This is a genomic window from Streptomyces sp. APSN-46.1 (assembly GCF_022815725.1).
Taxonomy (GTDB): Bacteria; Actinomycetota; Actinomycetes; order Streptomycetales; family Streptomycetaceae; genus Streptomyces.
Genome location: NZ_JALGRF010000001.1, coordinates 260,250 through 281,646, shown reverse-complemented (window position 1 = coordinate 281,646; position 21,397 = coordinate 260,250). Strand labels below are relative to the sequence as shown.

The 21,397-nt window shown below is 69.1% G+C and carries 18 protein-coding genes; 15 read left to right on the top strand and 3 right to left on the bottom strand.

Annotated elements, in window-relative coordinates; genetic code table 11:
• Window positions 1-263: 263 nt before the first annotated feature.
• From MTF65_RS01260 to MTF65_RS01240, 5 genes are all read left to right on the top strand, one after another.
• Entirely contained in the window at window positions 264-1,676 is a 1,413-nt protein-coding gene (locus MTF65_RS01260) for a DNRLRE domain-containing protein (protein WP_243626281.1), read from the top strand.
• 97 nt (window positions 1,677-1,773) lie between these two features.
• Window positions 1,774-3,051, top strand: coding sequence for an MFS transporter (locus MTF65_RS01255; protein WP_243626280.1), 1,278 nt, complete (start codon window positions 1,774-1,776; stop codon window positions 3,049-3,051).
• Complete coding sequence (locus tag MTF65_RS01250) at window positions 3,048-4,088, top strand: hypothetical protein (protein WP_243626279.1); 1,041 nt, start codon at window positions 3,048-3,050, stop codon at window positions 4,086-4,088. The genes MTF65_RS01255 and MTF65_RS01250 overlap by 4 nt, the downstream gene beginning before the upstream one ends.
• A gap of 453 nt (window positions 4,089-4,541) precedes the next feature.
• Entirely contained in the window at window positions 4,542-4,946 is a 405-nt protein-coding gene (locus tag MTF65_RS01245) for an FKBP-type peptidyl-prolyl cis-trans isomerase (RefSeq protein ID WP_279398530.1), read from the top strand.
• A gap of 624 nt (window positions 4,947-5,570) precedes the next feature.
• Window positions 5,571-6,761, top strand: coding sequence for an alpha/beta-hydrolase family protein (locus tag MTF65_RS01240; RefSeq protein ID WP_243626278.1), 1,191 nt, complete (start codon window positions 5,571-5,573; stop codon window positions 6,759-6,761).
• 11 nt (window positions 6,762-6,772) lie between these two features.
• Here the strand turns inward: MTF65_RS01240 and MTF65_RS01235 are convergent, their stop codons facing one another.
• Window positions 6,773-7,432, bottom strand: a complete 660-nt coding sequence (locus MTF65_RS01235) for a CPBP family intramembrane glutamic endopeptidase (protein ID WP_243626277.1) — start codon at window positions 7,430-7,432, stop codon at window positions 6,773-6,775.
• 838 nt (window positions 7,433-8,270) lie between these two features.
• On the opposite strand from MTF65_RS01235, the gene MTF65_RS01230 reads away from it, so the two are divergent.
• Genes MTF65_RS01230 through MTF65_RS01210 form a run of 5 tightly spaced genes read left to right on the top strand, consistent with a single transcriptional unit; the run spans window position 8,271 to window position 12,483 of the window.
• The gene (locus tag MTF65_RS01230) at window positions 8,271-9,674 is read left to right on the top strand and encodes an ATP-binding protein (protein WP_243626276.1); all 1,404 of its coding nucleotides are present in this window, start codon (window positions 8,271-8,273) and stop codon (window positions 9,672-9,674) included.
• 20 nt (window positions 9,675-9,694) lie between these two features.
• Window positions 9,695-10,084, top strand: a complete 390-nt coding sequence (locus MTF65_RS01225) for a roadblock/LC7 domain-containing protein (RefSeq protein WP_243626275.1) — start codon at window positions 9,695-9,697, stop codon at window positions 10,082-10,084.
• Window positions 10,081-10,437 (top strand): DUF742 domain-containing protein, encoded by a 357-nt coding sequence (locus tag MTF65_RS01220; protein WP_243626274.1) that lies wholly within the window; start codon window positions 10,081-10,083, stop codon window positions 10,435-10,437. The genes MTF65_RS01225 and MTF65_RS01220 overlap by 4 nt, the downstream gene beginning before the upstream one ends.
• Window positions 10,418-11,041 carry an ATP/GTP-binding protein gene (locus tag MTF65_RS01215; protein ID WP_243626273.1) on the top strand — a complete coding sequence of 208 codons (624 nt, stop codon included), beginning with the start codon at window positions 10,418-10,420 and terminating at the stop codon, window positions 11,039-11,041. The genes MTF65_RS01220 and MTF65_RS01215 overlap by 20 nt, the downstream gene beginning before the upstream one ends.
• Window positions 11,038-12,483, top strand: coding sequence for a cytochrome P450 (locus MTF65_RS01210; RefSeq protein WP_243626272.1), 1,446 nt, complete (start codon window positions 11,038-11,040; stop codon window positions 12,481-12,483). Before MTF65_RS01215 ends, MTF65_RS01210 begins: the two co-directional genes overlap by 4 nt.
• A 71-nt stretch (window positions 12,484-12,554) precedes the next feature.
• Here the strand turns inward: MTF65_RS01210 and MTF65_RS01205 are convergent, their stop codons facing one another.
• The gene (locus MTF65_RS01205) at window positions 12,555-13,646 is read right to left on the bottom strand and encodes a terpene synthase family protein (RefSeq protein ID WP_243626271.1); all 1,092 of its coding nucleotides are present in this window, start codon (window positions 13,644-13,646) and stop codon (window positions 12,555-12,557) included.
• Window positions 13,647-14,523: 877 nt separating this feature from the next.
• Here MTF65_RS01205 and MTF65_RS01200 point away from each other — a divergent pair.
• Window positions 14,524-15,213: a hypothetical protein gene (locus tag MTF65_RS01200; RefSeq protein WP_243626270.1), complete on the top strand. Its 690-nt coding sequence runs from the start codon at window positions 14,524-14,526 to the stop codon at window positions 15,211-15,213.
• Window positions 15,210-15,668, top strand: a complete 459-nt coding sequence (locus MTF65_RS01195) for a calcium-binding protein (RefSeq protein WP_243626269.1) — start codon at window positions 15,210-15,212, stop codon at window positions 15,666-15,668. The genes MTF65_RS01200 and MTF65_RS01195 overlap by 4 nt, the downstream gene beginning before the upstream one ends.
• 159 nt (window positions 15,669-15,827) lie before the next feature.
• On the opposite strand, the gene MTF65_RS01190 is transcribed toward MTF65_RS01195, so the two are convergent.
• On the bottom strand, window positions 15,828-16,934 hold the full coding sequence (locus tag MTF65_RS01190) for a serine hydrolase (RefSeq protein ID WP_243626268.1): 1,107 nt from the start codon (window positions 16,932-16,934) through the stop codon (window positions 15,828-15,830).
• Between the two features lie 529 nt (window positions 16,935-17,463).
• Here MTF65_RS01190 and MTF65_RS01185 point away from each other — a divergent pair.
• The 3 genes from MTF65_RS01185 to MTF65_RS01175 all read left to right on the top strand — a co-directional run bounded on the left by MTF65_RS01185 (window position 17,464) and on the right by MTF65_RS01175 (window position 21,387).
• Window positions 17,464-18,612 carry a hypothetical protein gene (locus tag MTF65_RS01185; protein ID WP_243626267.1) on the top strand — a complete coding sequence of 383 codons (1,149 nt, stop codon included), beginning with the start codon at window positions 17,464-17,466 and terminating at the stop codon, window positions 18,610-18,612.
• A gap of 64 nt (window positions 18,613-18,676) precedes the next feature.
• Window positions 18,677-20,104, top strand: a complete 1,428-nt coding sequence (locus MTF65_RS01180) for a lipase maturation factor family protein (protein WP_243626266.1) — start codon at window positions 18,677-18,679, stop codon at window positions 20,102-20,104.
• 281 nt (window positions 20,105-20,385) lie between these two features.
• Window positions 20,386-21,387, top strand: coding sequence for a D-alanyl-D-alanine carboxypeptidase family protein (locus MTF65_RS01175; protein WP_374207131.1), 1,002 nt, complete (start codon window positions 20,386-20,388; stop codon window positions 21,385-21,387).
• Window positions 21,388-21,397 lie beyond the last annotated feature (10 nt).

Sequence of the window (21,397 nt, the reverse complement as noted above, 5' to 3'; positions counted from 1 at the left end):
AGGAAGTGGAGCGATCGGAGGCGTGGAGCGCGTGTCGTGCTCATGTCCCGACAGCGACGCCTCGTTGAACTCATGTCGATGCGCCCACCGGCGGAGCCCCTCCAACGGGCCGTTGGCATCCCCTTGTTCAGCAACGAAAAGACATCACCTACTGCACGCTCAACGTTCACGTCGCCGCTGTAGTTGTGGCTCACAGCGGATCCCTAGGTTCCTCATCGCCTCGCGTACGGGGCGACAGTCTTCACCTCGGAAGGGATCACGTGATGGGCACCCGCCACATCCGAAGAGCATCCATAGCGACCGCAGCGATCGCCACATCCACCGCCGCCCTCGTGGCCCTGCTCACGGCCGCGCCCGCAGCCAGCGCGGCCACCAACACCTTCACTCCGGTCGCCGACACCTACGTGCAGGACACCACCCCGACGACGAACTACGGCACCTCGTCGCAGTTCACGGTGGACAACTCGCCAGTACGCCGGTCGTTCCTGAAGTTCACCGTCAGCGGTCTCACCGAGGCCGTCTCCAGCGCCAAGCTGCGGATCCGCGTCACCAGCGGCGGCAATAGCAGCAACGGCGGCACCTGGAAGTCGATGACCGACACCACCTGGTCCGAGACCGCGGTCACGTGGAACAACAAGCCGGTCATCGACGGCGCCACGCTCGCGTCGCTCGGCGCGGTGTCGAACGACCAGTGGGTCGAGATCGACGCGACCTCGGTAGTGACCGGCAACGGCACGTTCGGCTTCGGCGGCACCTCCGCCAGTTCCAACGGCGCGTACTACGACGCCCGCGAATCCGGCGCGGACGCCCCGCAGCTGGTGGTCACCACCGGCACCGCCCCGTCGCCCACGCCCACGACGTCCACGCCGCCGCCGTCCGGTGACCCGGTGCTGGTCGGCGCCGGGGACATCGCCAACTGCGGCGTCGGCGGTGACGAGGCCACCGCCAACCTGCTGGACGGCATCACCGGTACCGTCATGGCCATCGGAGACACTGCCTACCCGGACGGCACGGCCGCCGACTTCACCAACTGCTACGACCCGTCGTGGGGCAGGCACAAGGCCCGCACCAAGCCCGCCACCGGCAACCACGAGTACCACACCTCAGGCGCGTCGGGGTACTTCAACTACTTCGGCGCTTCGGCGGGAGACCCGACCAAGGGCTACTACTCCTTCGACCTCGGCAACTGGCACGTCGTCGCGCTCAACTCCAACTGCTCGATCGTGTCGTGCTCGGCCGGCTCGGCGCAGGAGCAGTGGCTGCGCAACGACCTGGCGGCCAGCACCAAGCCGTGCACCGTCGCGTACTGGCACCACCCGCGCTACACCTCGGGCTCCAGCCACGGCCCGAACACCTCGGTGCAACCGCTGTACCAGGCGCTGTACGACAACAACGCCGAGGCGATCGTGACCGGGCACAACCACAACTACGAGCGGTTCGCCCCGATGAACGCCACCGGCGGACTGGACAACACCCGCGGCATCCGGCAGTTCGTCGCCGGCATGGGCGGCACCGGCCTGGGCGGCTTCGGCACCATCCAGCCCAACAGTCAGGTCCGCAACAGCAGCACGTGGGGCGTGCTGAAGCTGACCCTGCATTCCAACAGCTACGACTGGCAGTTCGTCCCCGAGGCAGGCAAGACCTTCACCGACAGCGGCACAAACGCCTGTCACTGACCGGCAGCCCGGATGACGGGTGCCCTCCCCACGAGGGAGGGCACCCTGCCCCCGGCCGCGTGCCCGCTCTGTCTCCCGCCCCGAAAGGTCCGCCCGTATGTATCTGTCCTCGATCGACAGGCCCGGGGCCGATGCCACGCGCACCACAGTCCGCTCCCGCCTCCGCGGGATCACGGTCGTCGGCGGCAACGTGTTCGCACTCGGCACGGTCAGCCTGCTGACCGACATCTCCGCCGAAATGGTCAGCGCGATCCTCCCGATGTACCTCGTGCTCGGGCTGTCCATGAGCCCCCTGGCCTACGGCATGCTCGACGGGCTCTACACCGGAGCCACCGCGCTACTGCGGCTCGTCGGCGGGTACGTCGCGGACCGGGTCCGTCGGCCCAAAGCGGTGGCGGGCGTCGGATACGCGATGTCGGCACTGGCCAAGCTCGGATTCCTTGCGGCCGGACATTCGGCGGGCGCGATCGGCTTGGTCATCGCGGCCGATCGGGCGGGCAAGGGCCTTCGTACCGCACCCCGGGACGCACTGATCACCCTGTCGGCCCCTTCGCACGCGTTGGGCCGCGCCTTCGGAGTGCACAGGGCGATGGACAGTCTCGGCGCCTTTCTGGGACCGCTGGTCGCGCTGGCCGTGCTGACGGCCGCGGGCCAGGCCTTCGACGCCGTCCTGGTCACCAGCTTCTGCATCGCCGCGCTCGGCGTGCTGATTCTCGTTCTGTTCGTCCGGGACCGGCACGACCGACGCCCACCAGCCGCCGCCGTCTCCCCCCGGGAGGCTCTGACCCTGGTGCGGGCCGCGCCGGTGCGCCGACTGCTCGTCGCGGCGTGCCTGCTCGGCTTCGCCGTCATCGGTGACGGTTTCGTCTACCTGCTCCTGCAACGCCGCGAGGAGATGTCCGTCGGCACCTTCCCGCTGCTCGCGGTCGGCACCAGCCTGGCCTATCTCCTCCTGGCGGTCCCCATCGGGGCACTGGCCGACCGGATCGGCCGCGTGCCCGTCGTACTGGGCGGCTACACGACCCTGGTCCTCGTGTACCTGCTCCTGTTCGGCCCCCTGCACGGGTGGCCGCTCCTGGCCGTGGTTCTGTTCCTCTACGGCTTGTTCTACGCGGCGACCGACGGCGTACTGGTGGCGCTGGCGGCTCCGGTGCTGCCCGAACATCTGCGCACCACCGGCCTCGCGCTGATCCAGACCGGGCAGGCGCTCGCCTACCTCGCCTCCTCCGTCCTGTTCGGACTCGCCTGGCAGCTGTGGGGCCCAGTCACCGCCGGCCTGTGCGCCGCCGCCGTGGGCGTCCTGGCCCTTGGGGCCACCGCGTTTCTCCTGATCAATCGATCCGACACCGCTTTCGACACCGAGGAAACCGTATGAGCGAGCAGTCGACCATCGAAGCCGAGCCGCAGCCGAGTCCATTTCCCGCACGGCGCCGGCCCGGGCGCGCGGCTCGCATCGGCACCACGGTCGCCGTCACCCTCGCACTCGCCGCCGTCGCGATCGGCTACGTCCGGTACAGCTCGTCGGCCCAGTCCCCCGACACGGCCGCCACGGGCGAGACCGTGTCGCTGGCGGCGGGCCCGCGTCTGCTGACCCTGACGAGCACCGGGCAGGTAACCACCGTCGACAAGGGCGACCCAGCCGGCAAGCGCGCGGTGTCGAAGACCAAGTGCGACCGCGTCTACGCCGCCGCGGGAACCGTCGGCTGCCTCCACGCCGACGGGATACTCGGCACCGTCGCGATACGCGTCCTTGACGCGGACCTCAAGGAACTCAAGGCCATCCCGGTCAGTGGCGTCCCGAACCGGGTCCGCGTCTCGACCAGCGGCCGCATGGTCTCCTGGACCGCCTTCGTCGGCGGCGACAGCTACGCCACCCTCAACTTCGCCACACGCACCGGCATCTACGACACCGAGACAGGCACCCTGTTCAAGACACTGGAGACCTTCTCCGTCATCAAGGACGGCAAGCCCTACCAGTCGGTCGACGTCAACTACTGGGGAGTGACGTTCACCAAGGACGACAACACCTTCTACGCGACCATGTACACCGAGGGCCACCGCTACCTGGTGCAGGGCGACTTCGCCGCGCGCACCGTGCGCACCGTGCGCGACCAGGTCGAATGCCCCTCACTCTCCCCCGACGGGACCAGGATCGCCTTCAAGGCACCCATCGACGGAGATTCGACCCGGGGCTGGCGGCTCTCCGTACTCGACCTGGCCACCGAGCGCATCACCGCCACGGCCGAGACCCGCAGCGTGGACGACCAGGCGGCCTGGCTCGACGACTCCACCCTCGCCTACGCCCAGCAACACGACGACGGCACCAAGGACCTGTGGTCCGTACCCGCCGACGGCTCCGGCGAACCAGGGCTGCTGCTACGCGACGCCCACTCCCCGGCAACGCTCGGCTGACCCACGCCCGCGCTGCCCTGAGCCGTCCCGCCAGCCAGGCCGACACCACTGAGGAGGCGCTGCAGGACTGGTCGGCACCGCTGCCGCAGAGCCCCACCGTAACCAAGATCCGGACCATTCCCGAACCACAGCGCTGGCGTGATGCCCCCTGCGATCGTCTGCGCTGGTCAACGACGATGCCAAATCTGTACCGCCAGCAGGCGAAGAACTTGTTGGTGAGCTATTCCACCAAGCAGGTCGGCTTCTTCTAGAGCAGAGAACTCTGCTGCCGAAACCAGCCGTTGCGCCCCCTGACAACAGCCACTCCGAGCTGAAAGATCATCACGTGTGGCCGCTGGATTCGGTGTGCTCCGGGGATCGGCATTCTCGGTAGCGTGACCATCTGCTGCATGGGGTGTCCATGTGTCCGGCTGGTCCGTGAGAGGGCTTCCGACGGAGAGTGATGAGGCGACAATGAGTGAACTGACGAAGCCCGAGGTCGACGTTCCGGAGGGTGACGCTCCTACCGAGCTGACCATCCGGGACTTGGTCGTCGGGGACGGGGCCGAAGTGAAGCCGGGCATGGTGGTCAGGGTCCACTATGTCGGGGTGACCTTCGAGTCCGGGAAGGAGTTCGATGCCTCCTGGGACCGGGGCCAGCCGTTCAAGTTCGCCCTGGGCAGTGGCAAGGTCATCAAGGGCTGGGACCGGGGGGTGAGGGGGATGAAGGTCGGCGGTAGGCGCGAGATCATCGTTCCCCCGCGTCTCGGCTACGGCAATCAGTCGCCCTCGCCGTTGATCCCAGCGGGCTCGACCCTGGTCTTCGTGGTGGACCTGCTTGACTCGTTTTCCAGCACGGCCGGGTGGAGCAACACCTAGTGCCCCTGGCCGCTCCTCCCCTACGACGCGCTGCCTCGTCCCGAACGGTTCCGCTGCGACTCGGTCACCGCTGTCGCCGAGCAGCGCACGCAGGCACGCACCAAGATGCCGGACCATTTCCGGACCAGCCCCCGCTAGGGGGCTGCACCAGCTTCCGTTTCCCCTGGTCAGCGTGGGTGCAACTGCTGTACCACCAGCAGACCAAGAACATTCTTTGTAGCTACTCCCCCAAGAAACTGGGCTTCTTCTAGGAGCCTCAAAACCCTTCGCCGGCCGGCACCCCGGCTCGCGGGGATCCGACGACGGCGAAGCAGAGGCCCTCGGGGACGTCGGCCGACACCGCGCAAGGAGGACGGCCGGGCGGACCAGCCTGGCGGCACGGACGCGCCCGAGGGTGGACGGGGGGACGCATCGAGGGAGTCGGGGGCCGAGGACGTCGAGCCGTCTCCCCCGTCCCGCGCCGAGCCGTCCCCCGCCTCCGGGAAGCGTCGCCGGCTGCTCCACGTCACGCTGCCCGGCTGCCGGGGCGCGCTCGTCCTGGCGTGCTTGTCCTTCACTCCGTCGCTGCTCCCCGCGGAGGCGTGCTCCGAGGACTGATCGGCGGCATCAGCGCGGCCATCGGGTATGGGTTCGGCGTGCTCGCGGCCGTACAACGTCCTCACCGCCGTCGCCTGTAAGTTCGTCGCCGCTCTCGTCTTCTGGCTCCTGCTGCTGGCCGGACGGGGGATCCGGAGCCTGTACCGCTGGGCCGCCGACCTGCTCGGGCGCTGGATCGGTCCGCGAGCGGCGCGGGTGGTCGGCTGGCTCCTGGTGGCGGGTCTGGCCTGGTCCGCGTTCAGCGGGCTGCTGCTGGGCGGCTTCGTGAACGCGGCCAACGAGGCGTTCTCGCTGCGTGACACGCAGACGCCGGAAGGCGTGCACCAGCCCACGTCCACCCTGCGCTCGGGCGGGCCCGGTTCTCTGGTGCCGTGGGACACGCTCGGCCGGCAGGGCCGGGCTTTCACCGGCAGCGGACCGTCGGCCCGGGACATCGGCGCGTTCACCCACCGCACGGCGCAGGCGCCCGTCCGGGCCTACGCCGGACTGTCGACCTCCGACGACGCGGAGAGCCGGGCGGAGCGAGCCGTAGCGGACCTCGAACGGGCGGGCGGATTCAAGCGCGCGCACCTGCTCGTGATGACCACGACGGGAAGCGGCTGGGTCGATCCCGCCGCTGTGGACTCGTTCGAGTACCTGGGCAACGGCGACTCGGCCACCGTGGCGATGCAGTACTCGTACCTGCCGTCGTGGATGTCCTGTCTCGTCGACCAGTCAGAGGCGCGCGAGGCCGGCCGCGAACTCTTCGACGCGGTCTACGACGTCTGGTCCAAGCTGCCACAGGACCAGCCTCCGCGGCTGTTCGTGGCAGGCGAGAGCCTGGGGTCGTTCGGCGGTGAGACGGCCACCGGGATGCCTCCGACGGACCGGCCGTGGGAGGGCACCGGGGTGCTCTACCTCATGCACCCGTCCGATCCGATCGTCTGGTGGAGCCCCCGGCTGGCCCTCTCCGAACCCGACTGGATCGGCCAGGCGCCCGGCGGAGACGTGCTCGAAGCGATGGTCCGGATGCCCTTCGTGACCTTCTGGCAGGTCACCGCCGACCTGCCGTTCTCCACGGACGTACCGGACGGCCACGGCCACGGCCACAAGTACAAGGCCGCGTACGTCGACGGCTGGAATGCCGTCATGCGGCCCGCCGGATTCACGGCGCAGGACCTGGACCGGCTGAAGGACATCATCTGGCCGGAACCCGAGCCCACCGCCACGAGGCCTTAGCTGCCGCGCGGTCAGCGCAGCAGGAACCCCACGAGGTAGCCGAGCGCGTTGACCGCCCAGTGCAGGCCCATGGGAGCCAGCAGACTGCCGCTGCGGCGACGTAGCTCGCAGAACAGGACGCCCGCTGCCGCCGTGAACAGCACGGCCGACAGAACCGCCAGGGCAGCACCGAGCGCGGAGTCGCCGAAGACCGTGGTCAGAGCGGGTTTCGCGGTCGCCAGGTGCAGGGACGGCAGCACGTGCCACAGGCCGAACAGCATGCTCGACACGGTGGTCGCCCATACCGTCCCGCGGGCGCGGCGCACCAGACCGTAGAGCACACCGCGGAAGGCGATCTCCTCCACCAGGACGGTGCTGACGGGGACCAGCACGAGGACACGCAGGGTCAGCTCGCTCCCGTTCATCCCCTCGTACCGCTGGTCCTCGAACAGCGCGCGGGTGGCCGGCAACAGGGCCCCGGCCAGGTAGACGACGCCGACCAGGCCGATCAGGGCCAGCGCCCAACGCGCACCGCGGGCCAGTGTGCCGGGCGCCAGGCCCGCGTCCGCCCGAGTACCGCCGGCCCAGCGGAGCACACCGAGCAGCAGAGCGCTGACCGCGACGGCCGTCACCAGGCCGAACAGGCCAGACCACCGGTGCATGACCAGGTTGGCGGCGACGAGGACAGCCACCGTGAGTCCCACGGCCGACCAGGTGCCGATCCGTCTACGGCATCGGCTCCGCAGCGTGCCGCTTACGGTGCGGCCTCCTCGCGCCTCGCGCCGCTCGGCATCGTCGGGGTCGCGGCAGGGCATGACGGTCTGTCCTTCGGTTTCGCCGATGGTGCGTCTCACCCTCCCCTCAGCCCCACGCTACCGGGCACGTCCCCGGGGTGCTCGATCGCGAACGCCCCCTGTCAGACCGGTACAGCCGGGTGAGGACTTCGCCATCCGCGGCGGCATCCTGGACCGAACCCCTGGGCTACGCCCGCCCGCAGTTCGAGCCGGTCCTCGAAGCGATCCGGGTTCCCCGGCTGGGGCTCGGCAGGCCGCGCAAGCGCCCGGACCGTGTCCGGACCAGTCCGGGCCGGCGGCGGTCGATTCCATGCATTCGCCGTGTGTGCCATGGCGATAATCGATCAACTATAGGTCCAGATCGATCATCGGAGTTTTCCGTTCCAGTGAAGGCCACCCGGCGAACCCGAACTGACTATGCTCGCCTTGCGTGTTGCGCTGCACTCACAGTGAGTCAAACGCCGCATTGCGTGCGGACGGAGCCTGGCCGCAGAGAGGCGTGACCACCGATGCAATCTCGAACCGACCTGTCGGGCACACCCATTGGAACATCTTTGCTCGGCCGAGCGAATTCCCGACCCTTCTTGTCGGCGCACCGCATCACGCCCAGTCCACTAATTCCAGACTGTTTAGGGACCTTTCGATGGTTCGTGCAGGTTCTACCCCTAGAGCGCTGCCACGTGCAGTGGCTCCAGCATGGCTAATCCCCCCTGGTGTCCTGGCTGGGGCCTGCGTTGTGGCGCTGATCTGTGTCTCCGCGCAGATACGCACGCCGGTTGCCTGGTGCGGCCTCGTCGCGGTCGTCCTGACGGCCATCACTTCGGCTGAGACCGCGCGCCGGGTGCGCTCGGCAGAGGCGGCCCGCTACGCGCGGGCGAACGCCGACGTACAGCGGTACTACGCGCAGCGCGAGACCGCGCTGCTCGCGCGCCTGTCCGATCAACGGGCCACCACCGTATGGCTCGCTGAAGAGCTCCTCCCCGCGGCTGTCGCCCGCCTGCAGAAGGGTGAGCCCGCTTCGGAGATCCTGCAGTCCGTCCCGTTCGGGGAACATCTCGACAACGAGTTCGCCGAAGCGCTCCGGGCAGCTCTGCGGACGCTCCTGGAAGCCGTGGATGCCGAGGAACGCATGCGGGACTCGTCGCAGCGGGCACTGGTGGCGATCGCCCGGCGGGTCCAGGCGATCGTGCATCAACTCGCCAAGGACCTTCGCGACATGCAGATCCTGCATGGTACGGATGTAGTGGTCTCCCATGGCCTCCAGGACATCGACCATCGCAATGCCCTGATCGGGCGCCTTGCGGCCAGCATCGCGGTACTGGGTGACGCCCGGCCCGGGCGTCAGTGGTCGAAAGCGATCCCGCTCTACGACATCGTGCGAGGGGCCATGTCACGCATCGTGGACTATCCCCGCGTGAAGCTGCAGTCGGTGACAGAGGTCGCTGTGATCGGCCAGGGAGCCGAGCCGTTGATCCACCTGCTTGCCGAGTTGCTCGACAACGCCACGACCTTCTCCCCGCCGCACGCCCCGGTCGAGGTGACCGCGAGCGAGGTGCCCTCTGGTATCGCGATCGAGATCGAGGACCGTGGGGTCGGGCTCACCGAAGAGGTCCGCCAGCGCATCGACCGCGTCATGGCTCAGGCATCATCCGGCATGGATCTGGCCGACCTGGGCGAGGCGACGCAACTCGGCCTGCCCGTCGTCAGCAGGCTGGCCCGCGAAAACGGCCTCGACGTCGACTTGCGCACCTCCGCGTACGGAGGAGTGCGGGCCGTAGTACTCATTCCGCGGCACCTGATCACCACAATTCAGCAGCCTGCCCCAAAAATGCAACAGTTCGCGCCGAGGCCCACGGGCGCACCGACCGTGCCGAGGCCGACGATGACGCGCACTGCCGCAGCAGATTCCGTCGAGGTCAAACAGACCGTCAACGGACTGCCGCAACGGCGACGCGAGTCGCCCGTCCCGGCACCGGTCGTCCGCACGACCCCTCTTCCCCCCGCCGCTCCGGCCGCCGCCCCGGGAACGTCCGGCGCACCCCGGCAGCCGGGCCTGATGTGGGAGGCGTTCAGCGGCGAAACGAGACCGGGTACGGGCCCTTCCATCCCCACCAGCAAGCCATCAGACGAGGGTGAGTAACCGTGCCGCCACTGCCCAACATGGACTGGATGCTCAAGGAGCTCGCAGCCAGCGTCCCGTACGTGCGACACGTGGTCGTGTTGTCATCGGACGGTCTGTGCATCGGCCAAGCGAACACGGAACCCGACACCGCTGACGCGATCGCCGCTGCCTGCTCGGGCATCCAGAGCCTGGCAAAGGCCATCGCGCAGAAGTTCCCGCACGGAGACGGCTCGACCCACATGGTCGGGATCGAAGTCGACGGCGGATACTTCTCCCTCATGGCGGCCGGACCCGGGGCCTATCTCGCGGTGCTGGCCGATGCGGAGGTGGACGCGGGGTTGCTGGGCGACCGCATGCGTACGCTGGTGATCCGGATCGGTCAGCACATGACCAGCCCGCCTCGTGATGACATCGGGCAGGCGATGTGACGGCACAGAACCACAACGCATGGGACGAAGGCAGTCCCGTGCCGCTCTACGTCATCTCCGGTGGCCCAGGTTCCGCAGCGAAGGCCTTCAACCTGGTCACCCTCGTCGCATCGAGGTCCGCACCCGAACCCGGCATGCAGCCCGAACAGGCAGCCATCCTCGCCATGTGCCAGTACCCGCTGTCGGTGGCCGAGATCTCCGCGTATCTCAGCCTGCCGTTCAGCGTCATCACGGTGCTGCTCTCCAAGCTCGTGGACAACGAGCGAGTTGAGGCCACTGCTCCCGTTCCTGTCGCGGCGGTACCCGAACTCGGTCTTCTGGAGGCGGTGATCCATGGACTACGCAGGCTCTGACGCACCCGCCGCCGCCCCCCGCCGCTCGGACGTGCTGCTGCCGCACGGCGCCAGGGGAGTCAAGGTCGTGATTGTCGGCGGCTTCGGGGTGGGCAAGACGACCATGGTCGGGGCGGTGAGCGAGATCCCGCCTCTGACCACCGAAGAAACCATGACTCAGGCCGGCGTCGGGATCGACCACAATCCCGGTGCGGAAGGCAAGAACACCACGACCGTTGCTCTGGACTTCGGCCGCATCAGCATCAACGAGGAGCTGATCCTCTATCTCTTCGGGACACCGGGACAGGAACGCTTCTGGTTCCTGTGGAACGGCATCTTCGAAGGCGCGCTCGGTGCCGTGGTCCTCGTCGACACCCGGAGGATCGAAGTCTGTTTCGAGATCATCACCCGTCTGGAAGACCGCCGCGTCCCGTTCGTCGTGGCCGTCAACACCTTCCCCGAGGCGCCGCAGCACCCGCTACCAGCCCTGCGCAGTGCTCTGGCCCTCAACGAATCGGTGCCCATCATCACCTGTGACGCACGCGACCGGTCGTCCAGCCGCGACGCCCTGCTCTCGCTGATGGGCTACCTGTGCACCCTCGCCGCCGCTCAGGAGTCCCTATGACCGTCCCACCCGCTGACCACACCACCACGGAACCAGGCCTCGCCCCGCCCCCGGGTTGCCCGGCCCACACCGCCACGGGCGTCGACGCAGTGACCCGGCTCTGGGGCGCCGCTGCCGAAACCGACCCCATGGGCCTGTACGAAAAGTTGCGCGCCGTCCACGGTCCGGTGGCGCCCGTCCTGCTCGACGGGGACGTACGGGCCTGGCTCGTCCTGGGGTACCTCGAGAACCGTGATGTGGCCAGCCGCTCCACCCAGTTCTCCCGCGACCCCCGCACCTGGCACGGCTGGAAGAGTGGCGAGATCGACGCCACCACCTCGCCGCTGGTGCCGATGATCGGCTGGCGACCCGACTGCGTATGTGCGGACGGCGAAGAACACCAGCGCCTGCGCGGCGCGGTCACGGCCGGCCTCAACCAGTTCGACCAACGCGGAATCCGCCGCCACATCACCCGCTTCGCGCACCAGCTGGTCGATGAGTTCTGCGAAATGGGCAACGCGGAGCTCGTCGGTCAGTTCACCGAGCACCTGCCCATGCTCGTTCTCACCCACCTGCTCGGAATGCCGGACGAGTACGGTCCCAAGCTCGTGCACGCTGCCCGGGATCTCTTCAAGGGCACCGAGACGTCGCTCGCGAGCAACGCCTACGTGCTGGAGACCCTCAGGCAGCTTGTCGTCGACAAGCGCGCCCTGCCGGGGCAGGACATCGCATCCGTACTGATGGCCCACCCGGCCGGCCTCACGGACGAGGAGGTACAGCACCACCTGCGCCTCATCCTGCTCGCGGGCTATGAGACGACCGCGAATCTCATGTCCAACGTGCTGCGCATGGTGGTCACCGACCCGCGGTTCCGCGGGTCGTTGGCCGGCGGTCAGATGACCTTGCCGGAAGCAGTGGAGCAAGTGCTCTGGGACGAGCCACCGCTGATGGTGTGCCCGGGCCGCTGGGCCACCGGCGACACCTCCCTCGGAGGACAGGAGATCAAGGCGGGAGACATGCTCCTGCTTGGCCTGGCCGCCGGGAACGTCGATCAGGCAGTCCGCCCGGACCCCTCAACTCGCGTGCACCACAACCGCGCGCACCTGTCGTTCAGCGCCGGCGCCCATGAGTGCCCCGGCCAGGACATCAGCCGTGTCATCGCCGACACCGGCATCGACATCCTGCTCACCCGGCTTCCCGACATCAGCCTGGCCGTGCCCGAGGAGGAGCTCACCTGGCGCTCCTCCACCTGGTCCCGGCACCTGACAGCGCTGCCCGTAAAGTTCGCATCCCGCAGTCCGGAAGCCCATGATGTGCTGACACCGCTGCCGGCCCCGCCCCCGCCGAGCAGCGGTATGCCGACAGCGCTCCAATGGCCGGCATCCGTACCGGAGTTGTCGCGCCGAACCGAGCCCCGCACCTCGTGGCGGGCACGGCTGAGGCGGTTCCTGCGGAGGCCGTAGGCCTCGCAGCTCACATCAGAGCCGAGCACTACAGCCGAGGAGACTGCCGGTCGGCGTGGTCGGCAGTCTCCTCACAGCCGGGCGTGCACCAACCGAGTGCTCGTACCGTCGGGCGCGGCTCCTGAGTCGGAACGGCCGTGCGGGATCAGCAGGTCGTCCACAGCTCCCCGGCCGAGGCGTTCGGCGTCTGCGGCCGGGGGACCGTCTACGGGAGCGTAGCGGGGCGCCCCGGTGTACCACGCATGGAGGCCGGACAGGAAACTGCAAGCTCCCCGGAGCCACGCCTCCAACTCGATCCGTTCGCCGTGGTTCAGCCCGGCTCTCTGGGCGACCGGGGCCAGTTCGCTCTGCGTGAGGTGCTCGAAGTGGCGCAGTCGGGCGGTCACCAGATCGGCGGCGGCATGCATCGCCTCCTGGACGGTGATGCCCAGGGATGTTTGGAGGACTATGACGAGGTTGTTGACGTCGCGTTCGTCATGGACTTCCCGCCTATAGGAGGCAATGTCGTTCGCGAGTCCCATGTAGTCCATGAAGGCGTCGAGCAATGCGCAGAAGGTTCGGCTGTGCCGGATCTGCTCAGGGATCCGTGCGCCAGTGGAGAGTTCGACGGAATAGGGGGCGGTGTAGGCGGCAAAGCTTTCACGGCGGAACTGGGCATACTCGATGAGGTCCGGGACACGGCTGGCGCGACTGTTGGCCAGTTCCTGAACTCCTGCGTCGATGTACCTTGCCAGGGCACGGTTGAGTCCCTGCCGCCAGTGCGCCAGTCTCGGGGGGTACAGCCGCTGCTGGAGGTCGGCCATGCCTCTTTCGACGGCATTGGTCGGCTCCGGCAACCGAGCGCCCGGGTCCGGCGGCAGGAAGGCATGGAGGCGGGCGGTGAAGGCCTGTGCGCCTGCGAGGTCGCCCGTCCGTTTGAAGGCGGAGACGAAGTAGTCGTCCCAGGCCAGAGCCCAGAGGTTGAACCGGTGATTGAGCCGGAGGTCGGTGAGCGAGGCATCAGGTAGAGCCCAGGCGGACAGCTGGTCAACGGCCATGGCGTGGAACTGGGACAGGGTCCAGATCGCCCGGTGGGCCGACGGTGTTTCGTCGCTGTCCAGCATGCCCATCTCTCGCGCCCACGTCTCGGTCTCCTCGCGCAGGGCCGGCAGGTACGGATTCACCCGAAGCGGGTATGGCATCCGCAGTATGGGGAGCTTGATGGCCTGCACTGTCATGAGATCCCTGCTTCCCTTTCGGCGCGCTTCGGTGTGTCGCGTGTCGCCCCGGCACGCCCTGAGCAGATACGGAGTCGGGCAGAACCCGCGCGCAATAGGCGAGGACATGAACGCGCCGCACGTAGGGGAATTCGTGAAGGCGCATTGCGCATCGCCGATGCCGCCTTGGTCCCCATGCACTCGCCACGTCCGCAGCTCGCCCGCGACCGTCATGCGGATGCTGCGCGAGCACGTGGCGCATCCGGCTCATGCCCCTTGATCGGGGACTGGGCGAGGATCGCAAATGCCAGTTCCTGGGGCATGGTTTCTCCCTCCGAGACGGCCCATAGGCTGACGATCCACTACTGCCACGGGGACGGACGCCGAACCGTTCCCACCTTTTGATGCTCCAAACCGTGCCCGCCCCGGCCGATCCACAACCCCGCGTAGCCGTCCTGGGGCCACAATCAAGGCCGGTTTGTACGGAATGAAACGATCCTTCTGGGTCAGCTTGGCTCAAATTCGATCCCAAAGCTGGCCATGATCGACCAATGATCGCCAGTCGGCATGCGTGAGCGTGCGGTCACGGTATAGCTCCGCGCTGCACGGAGGCCCGCCGCACAGCGGCGTACAGCCCGCCCGCTCCCGGAACGCGGCGGGCCGGGTCCAGGGACCGCGCACCGCGGTGCGGTCACGCCGGTCACGCCGGTCACGCATCGTGACTGCATATCAGAAGCCGATCGGATGAAATCACCGGCGTTGGCTGTCGATGGGCGTCCGGGACCGGCACCTCTCACGCACAGTGAGCGCCAGATAGGGCTCACGCCGAAGAGGAGAGACAACCATGCAGGGACTTCACAGCCGTCTCACGGGCGGCCGCGGCCGGCGGATCGCGGCGGCCGTGTGCGCGCAGACGCTGGCCGCCGCAGCGCTGGTCGGCTTGGGCTCGGGCGGGGCGAGCGCCCAGGTGGCGACGTGCTTCAACTCCGTCGCCACGACAACGGGCACCACGGGAACCCCGGGTGACGACGTGATCATCGGCACGCCGGGCAGCGACATCATCGACGGCGGTGGCGGACACGACAAGATCTGCGGGCTCGGGGGCAACGACATCCTCATCGGCGGCCTGGGGGACGACAGCCTCTCGGGCGGCGCGGGCGATGACCAGTTGGACGGCGGGGCCGACAATGACACCCTGGTCGGCGACGACATCGCGTACACCGGAGACGCGACGGGCCCCGTCGGCCGCGACCGGCTCACGGGCGGCACCGGCAGCGACAGCCTGACCGGCGACCACTGGTCAGTCCAGGGCACCGCCCGCGGCGCCCCGCCACGGACACCCTCTACGGTGGCGACGGCGACGACTCCCTCACGGGCGACAGCCGCGGCGACCACGTCTTCGGCGGCGCACCCGACCACATCCAGGGCGGCACCGGCAGCGACGGCATCATCGGCGACTCCCTCGGGGTCTACGACGCCACGGGCGCCGGGGACGACGTCCTGCTGGAGGGCCCCGGCGAGAACGGCGACGTGACGGGCGACAGCGTCGCCATCCTCGGCAACGTCAGCGGCGCGGGCGGCGACGACTACATCGACCTGGGCGCGGACGGCGGCTTCGGCGCCGTGGGCGACCACCAGACCTTCTCCGGCCGGGCCTCGGGCTCCGGCAACGACCGGATCATGGGCGGCAGCGCGAGCGAAATCGTACTCGTCGGCGACAGCGGACTCGGTGACCCCACGGGTTCGACGGCGGCCAACGACATCATCGACGGCCGAGGCGGCGACGACCAGATCTTCGGCGACAACGTCGACGCCGGTTCGCTGGGATCCTCGATCGGCACGGCCGGCGGGTCCGACATCCTCACCGGCGGCAACGGCAACGACTTCCTGCGCGGCGGACCGGCCCCGGACACCCTCAACGGCGGCGCCGGCACGGACGACTGCGACGGCGAGGCGGGCACGGACACGGAGATCAACTGCGAGGTCTGAACTGGGCACCGTGACCTCGTATCAGCTGTCTGGCGCAGCTCGGCGGTGTGTCAGGCCAAGGTCTGTTCCGGAGCGGGGTCGACTGCTCCCTGGAGCCGCGAGTTTTTGCGGCTGTAGAGGAGGTGGACGGTGAGCCGGCCACACAGGCCGCTCCCCGTCCTAGTAGGCGCCGGGGAGGGAGAGGCCGGCGTAGATCTGGTTGAGGACGGTGGGCAGCATGGCCTGGGCCGTGGTCCGGCCGTCCGGCGACACTGTCAGGTTCGTCCAGATGACGAGCGTGACGTCGTTGTCCGGGTCGTGGCCGATGAAGGAGTTGAAGCCCGGCAGCTCGCCACCGTGGTAGTACATCACGGCCTTCGGCCCGAAGCGCTGGTAGGCGATGCCGTACCCGTACTTCTGTCCCTCGGGCGCGTCCGGGTCCTCGGCCTGCGGGCTGTCCCGCCACTGCTTCTGGAACGCGGGGTCCAGCACCTTGCCCGTCGTCAGGGAGCGGATCCAGGTGGCCAGGTCGTCCGCGGTGGAGATGGCGCCGCCTGCGGCGGTCGCGTAGGACGGGTTCTGGTGGGTGTAGTCCACCGGCTTGAGCTTCCCGGACCGCATCTGCGCCTGAATGTCGGCCGGGTAGGGCTCGTCGGCCAGCGCGTAGGCCGATCCGCCGTACATGTAGCCGTGCGAGTACGGCGTGGGGAGGGAGGTGTCGCTGATGCCGGGCAGTGACGTACCGGTCAGGCCGAGCGGGCGGTACAGCCGGTCCTGGAACTGCTGGACCAGCGGCCGGCCGCCGGCCTTCTCGGCGATGGTGATGTTCTCGCCGTTCGGCACCCCGGGAACGTAGTCGGACACGGGATCGTCCAGCCGGAGCTTGCCGTCCTGCGCGAGGAGGAGGATCAGGACCGACGTCATGGTCTTGGTGTTGGAGGCGATCCGGAAGTGGTCGCGCGTGGTGGGCTGTTCGGCGGTGCCCGGCTCGGTCGTGCCGACCGTCGCCCGGAAGGTTCCCTGCGGGGTGCGGAGGAGGACCACGGCGCCGGGGACCATGAGCTCCTTCGCCGCGCGCTCCACGGCGGACCGGATCGCGGCCGGATCGATGCGCTTGAGCGCCGACGCGGTGGGGTCGGGGGCACTGGCCGTCGCCGTGGGTGTGGCCTGCACGTCGGGCAGGACCGGGGGGCCCGCTCCCGGGGGCGGCACGAACCCCGCGACCAGCAGGGCCGCGCACGGTGTCAGCAGAAGCGTGCGGCGGGAGGCGGCTCGGGAATTCGTCATGTCGGCGTCACAACCCTCGCGCTCGGCGGTCCGGTACCGCACCTGCGGGGGGCGGCAGGGCCGAAGAGGTCGGAACGGGAATAACGGAAACAATGGGACAGCCTGCGTTAATTTATAACTTATCGAACTGAATGTTCGGCAACGCTCCCCTTGACGCTGTCCGGCCGATGATGTCGAGCAATTCGACGCCGGTGAACGCAACGATGACGCTCTTCGCGGCGCCGGGCACGCATCGATCATTCGCCCCGAGGCGCGTGTCCGCAATGACGAGGTCGTCTCAGATCCGGACATCGGCGCCGTGGCCGATGCACCAGGCGGCGGTTTGCGGCGACAGCCGACGGGCAGGCGCCGGGTGGAGAGCCTCGTGCGATCTGGGCACAGGGAGGTCCCGATGAAGAAGCCTGATCGCGGCAGCGGCGAGTCCGCCCGGAGCCGGCTGCCGATCAGCCCCCGTACCAGCGAGAGGCGTGCGGGAAGCACGGACACGCGACGCTCCGCATCCTGAATCCGTCACCGCATGGGGGACGTCATGGAACTCGGATTCCTCAAACCGCTCTTCACCAAGCCAGGCCCATGGGCCTCGGTATACATCGACACCACCCGCGCCACCGAGGACGCCCAGAAGATCCAGCAACTCCGCGAGCGCTCGGTCGCGTCCCAGCTCATCGAAGCGGGTGCCGACGCCTACACCACCCGCGCGGTCATGAACACGCTCGCCCAGGAGCCCGTCTCCGGGGCGCCCCCCGGCCGCGCACTCTTCGCCACGGGCGCCGAGGTCGTTCTCGACCTCCCCCTCGCGGTGAGCCCGCCCGAAGTGGAGGCGACGTGGTCGATCCTGCCGCACATCGCGCCCCTCGCATGGCTGCGGGGCGACGAGCCGAGCTGCCTGGTGGCGTACGTCGACCGCACGGGAGCCGATCTGGAACTGCGCGACGCCGACCGGCGCGAAACGGTGGGCCAGGCCCAGGGCAAGGAATGGCAGGGCCGCGGACACCGCAGCGTTCCCACGGACCGGTACGAATGGCACTACCGCAACAAGGTCGAGAACGCCTGGAACGAGACGGCCGACATCATCACGGCCGAGCTCGCCCGCCGGTGGCCGGAGAGCGGCGCCGAGCTACTGGTCCTGGCCGGCGACTCCCGCGAGCGCCGGGCCGTCTACAACCGGCTGCCCGAGCGTATCCAGGCCGTCACCGTCGAGGTCGAGAACGGCAGCAGGTCCCCTGGGGCCTCGAAGCGCCTCCTCGACCAGCAGATCACGCAGGCACGCGAGAAGTTCGCCCATGACCGGCTCGAAAGCGCACTTGAGCGCTTCCGCATCGGCCGCGGCAAGCCCGGCGAGCACCGCGAATCCACCGTGGACACCGGACCGGGAGAGGCCGCCGAAGGCATGCCGGCCGTGGTGGACGCCGTACGCAACCACCAGGTGGCCACCCTCCTCCTCACCCCGGACGCCTCCGACGCGCGGCGTGAGGTGTGGATCGGCCCCGGCGTCGACGACGTCGCCGTCCAGCGCGGCCAGGCGCAGGCGATGGGCGTCGCCAAACCCGAGCGGGCCCGCGCGGACGACGCGCTGCTGCGGTCCGCCGCGGCGGCCGGAGGCGAGGTCCTCCTCGTCCCCGACGGAATGCCCGGACCCGCGGGCGGACTGGGGGCGGTGTTGCGGTGGAGCATGTGAGGGTCGGCAATGACCCTCCGAAGTCACGCCCAGGCGGTGCGTAACCCTCGCACGGAGGGCTGCTGTGGAGTGGTTCACCGATGACACGTACTGGCTGGGCAGGCTGATCTTCCAGCGTGGTCTGGCCGCCCTGTACTTCGTCGCCTTCCTGAGCTCCGCGAACCAGTTCCGGGCGCTCATCGGCGAGCGGGGGCTGCTCCCGGCGCCGCGTTTCCTGGCGGCCGTACCCTTCCGCCACTCACCCAGCATCTTCCACTTCCATTACTCCGACCGATTCTTCGCGATCACGGCGTGGACGGGGGTGGCACTGTCCGCGGCCCTCGTGGCGGGCGCGGCCGACCGCGTGCCGTTGTGGGCGTCGATGCTCCTGTGGGCACTCCTGTGGGTGCTGTACCTGTCGATCGTCAATATCGGCCAGACCTGGTACGCCTTCATGTGGGAATCGCTGCTCCTGGAGGCCGGCTTCCTGGCGATCTTCCTGGGCAATGACCGGACGGCTCCCCCGGTCCTGGTGCTGTGGATGATGCGCTGGCTGCTGTTCCGTCTGGAATTCGGCGCCGGGCTGATCAAACTGCGCGGCGACCCGTGCTGGCGCGACCTGACGTGCCTGTACTACCACCACGAGACCCAGCCGATGCCGAGCCCCCTCAGCTGGCTCTTCCACCACCTGCCCAGACCGCTGCACCGGGTCGAGACCGCCGCGAACCACGTCGCCCAGCTCGGCGCCCCCGTGGCCCTCTTCGCGCCGCAACCCGTCGCGAGCGTGGCCGCCGGCGTCATAGTCGTCACGCAACTCTGGCTCGTGGCATCCGGCAACTTCGCCTGGCTCAACTGGCTGGCCATGCTGCTCGCGCTCACCGCGATCGACGGAGGGCGGGCCGCCGAAGTCCTGCCGCTGCCCCAGACTCCGGCGCTGGCCGCACCACCCGCCTGGTACCAGGGCATCGTGCTGGTGGTCGCCGTTTTCGTGGCCGTGCTCAGTTACTGGCCGGTCCGCAACATGCTCTCCCGGGACCAGGTGATGAACACGTCCTTCAACCCGCTTCACCTGGTCAACACCTACGGTGCTTTCGGCAGCGTCGGCCGGGTCCGCCACGAAGTGGTGATCGAAGGCACCGACGAGCCGGAGATCACCGACGACACGGTATGGAAGGAGTACCGCTTCAAGGGCAAACCCGGCGACGTACGCCGCCTCCCGCCGCAGGTCGCGCCGTACCACCTGCGCCTGGACTGGCTGATGTGGTTCGCCGCCATCTCACCCTCCTACGCGGTGCCCTGGTTCGGAGCGTTCGTCGCGAAGCTCCTGGACAACGACCCGGCCACCCTCAAGCTTCTGCGCGGCAACCCCTTCCCCACCTCCCCACCCACGTGCATCCGCGCCCGCCTCTACCGCTACGCGTTCACCGACCGGCACGAGCTTCTGCGCGGCCGGACGTGGTGGCACCGCACGCTCGCGGGCGAATTCCTGCCGGCGGTCACGAAGGCACGGTGACGGCCGACGACGTACCGCCGGTCGGCTCACACACCGCTGCGGGCGGCCCGATACCTTCCTACGCTGGCTGAATGAGCATCAGATCCTCTGGGCGCAGAACCGGCTGCGGTGCGGCAGCTCTCGCCATCGGTGCGTCGGTCCTCCTCGCACCGACGGCCATGGGCACCCCGCGAACCGAGCCGCTGCCGCCACGACCCGCCTCGTCCGCCGGCGCATCACTGTTGCACCGATCCGGGACCCACGTGCGGGGGCGACACGGAGCGCCCGAGCTGCCGGACGCCGTGTCCGCCCTGTCGTGGCTGGTGGCCGATGTCCGCACGGGTGAGGTGCTCGCCGCCCACGACGCACACCGCCGGCTGCCTCCGGCCAGCGCCCTCAAGACCCTCTTCGCCCTCACCGCGCTGCCCCACCTTTCCGGCTCGGGCCGGCACACGGTCACCGAGGCCGAGCTGGACGAGGTACCGGAGGGGAGCAGTGTGGTGGGTGTTTCCGCGGATCACACCTACCGGGTGGCGGATCTGTGGCGGGGTGTCTTCCTCAGCTCGGGTAACGATGCCGTGCACGTACTGGCCGAGATGAACGGCGGCTGGGAAGCCACGGCGGCGCAGATGCAGGCCAAGGCGCGCGTCCTGGGCGCACGGGACACCACCGTTGTCTCCCCGGACGGCTACGACGCGGACGGCCAGGCTTCCTCGGCCTACGATCTTGCCGTCTTCGGCCGTACGGGCCTCGCGGACCCGGCCTTCGCCGAGTACGCGGCGACCGCCGACGCCCGCTTCCCCGGCGGCACCCGCGGCGACGGCAGCCCCACCTGGACCTATGGAATCGAGAACACCAACCGGCTGGTGACCGGTGAAGACGGAGTGGGCCGGTACCCGGGGATCCTCGGCGTCAAGAACGGCTACACCTCTCGGGCGGGTTACACCCTGATCGCCGCAGCCCGCCGAGGCGGCCGCACCCTGCTGGTGACGGTGATGAACCCTCAGCGGGGCGACGGAAACGCGGTGTACGAGGAAGCCTGGTCCCTGCTGGACTGGGGATTCGCCGCGGCGGGACGGGTGGATCCGGTCGGATCGCTGGTTCCCCCGGCGTCACCCGCGCCGCCGGGCTTCGTCACCGCTCGCGCCGCCCAGCCGGCCCGCCCCCGGACGAGTACCCGCACGGCCTACGCGGTGTCGGCCGTGCTCCTCGTCGCGACGAGCCTCGCCGGGGCAGCCGTCCTGCGAAGCCGCCGAAGCAGGCGAAGCAGGCGGCCGGGCGCACCTCACGCACGCCTGCCGTGATGGTCCGTTC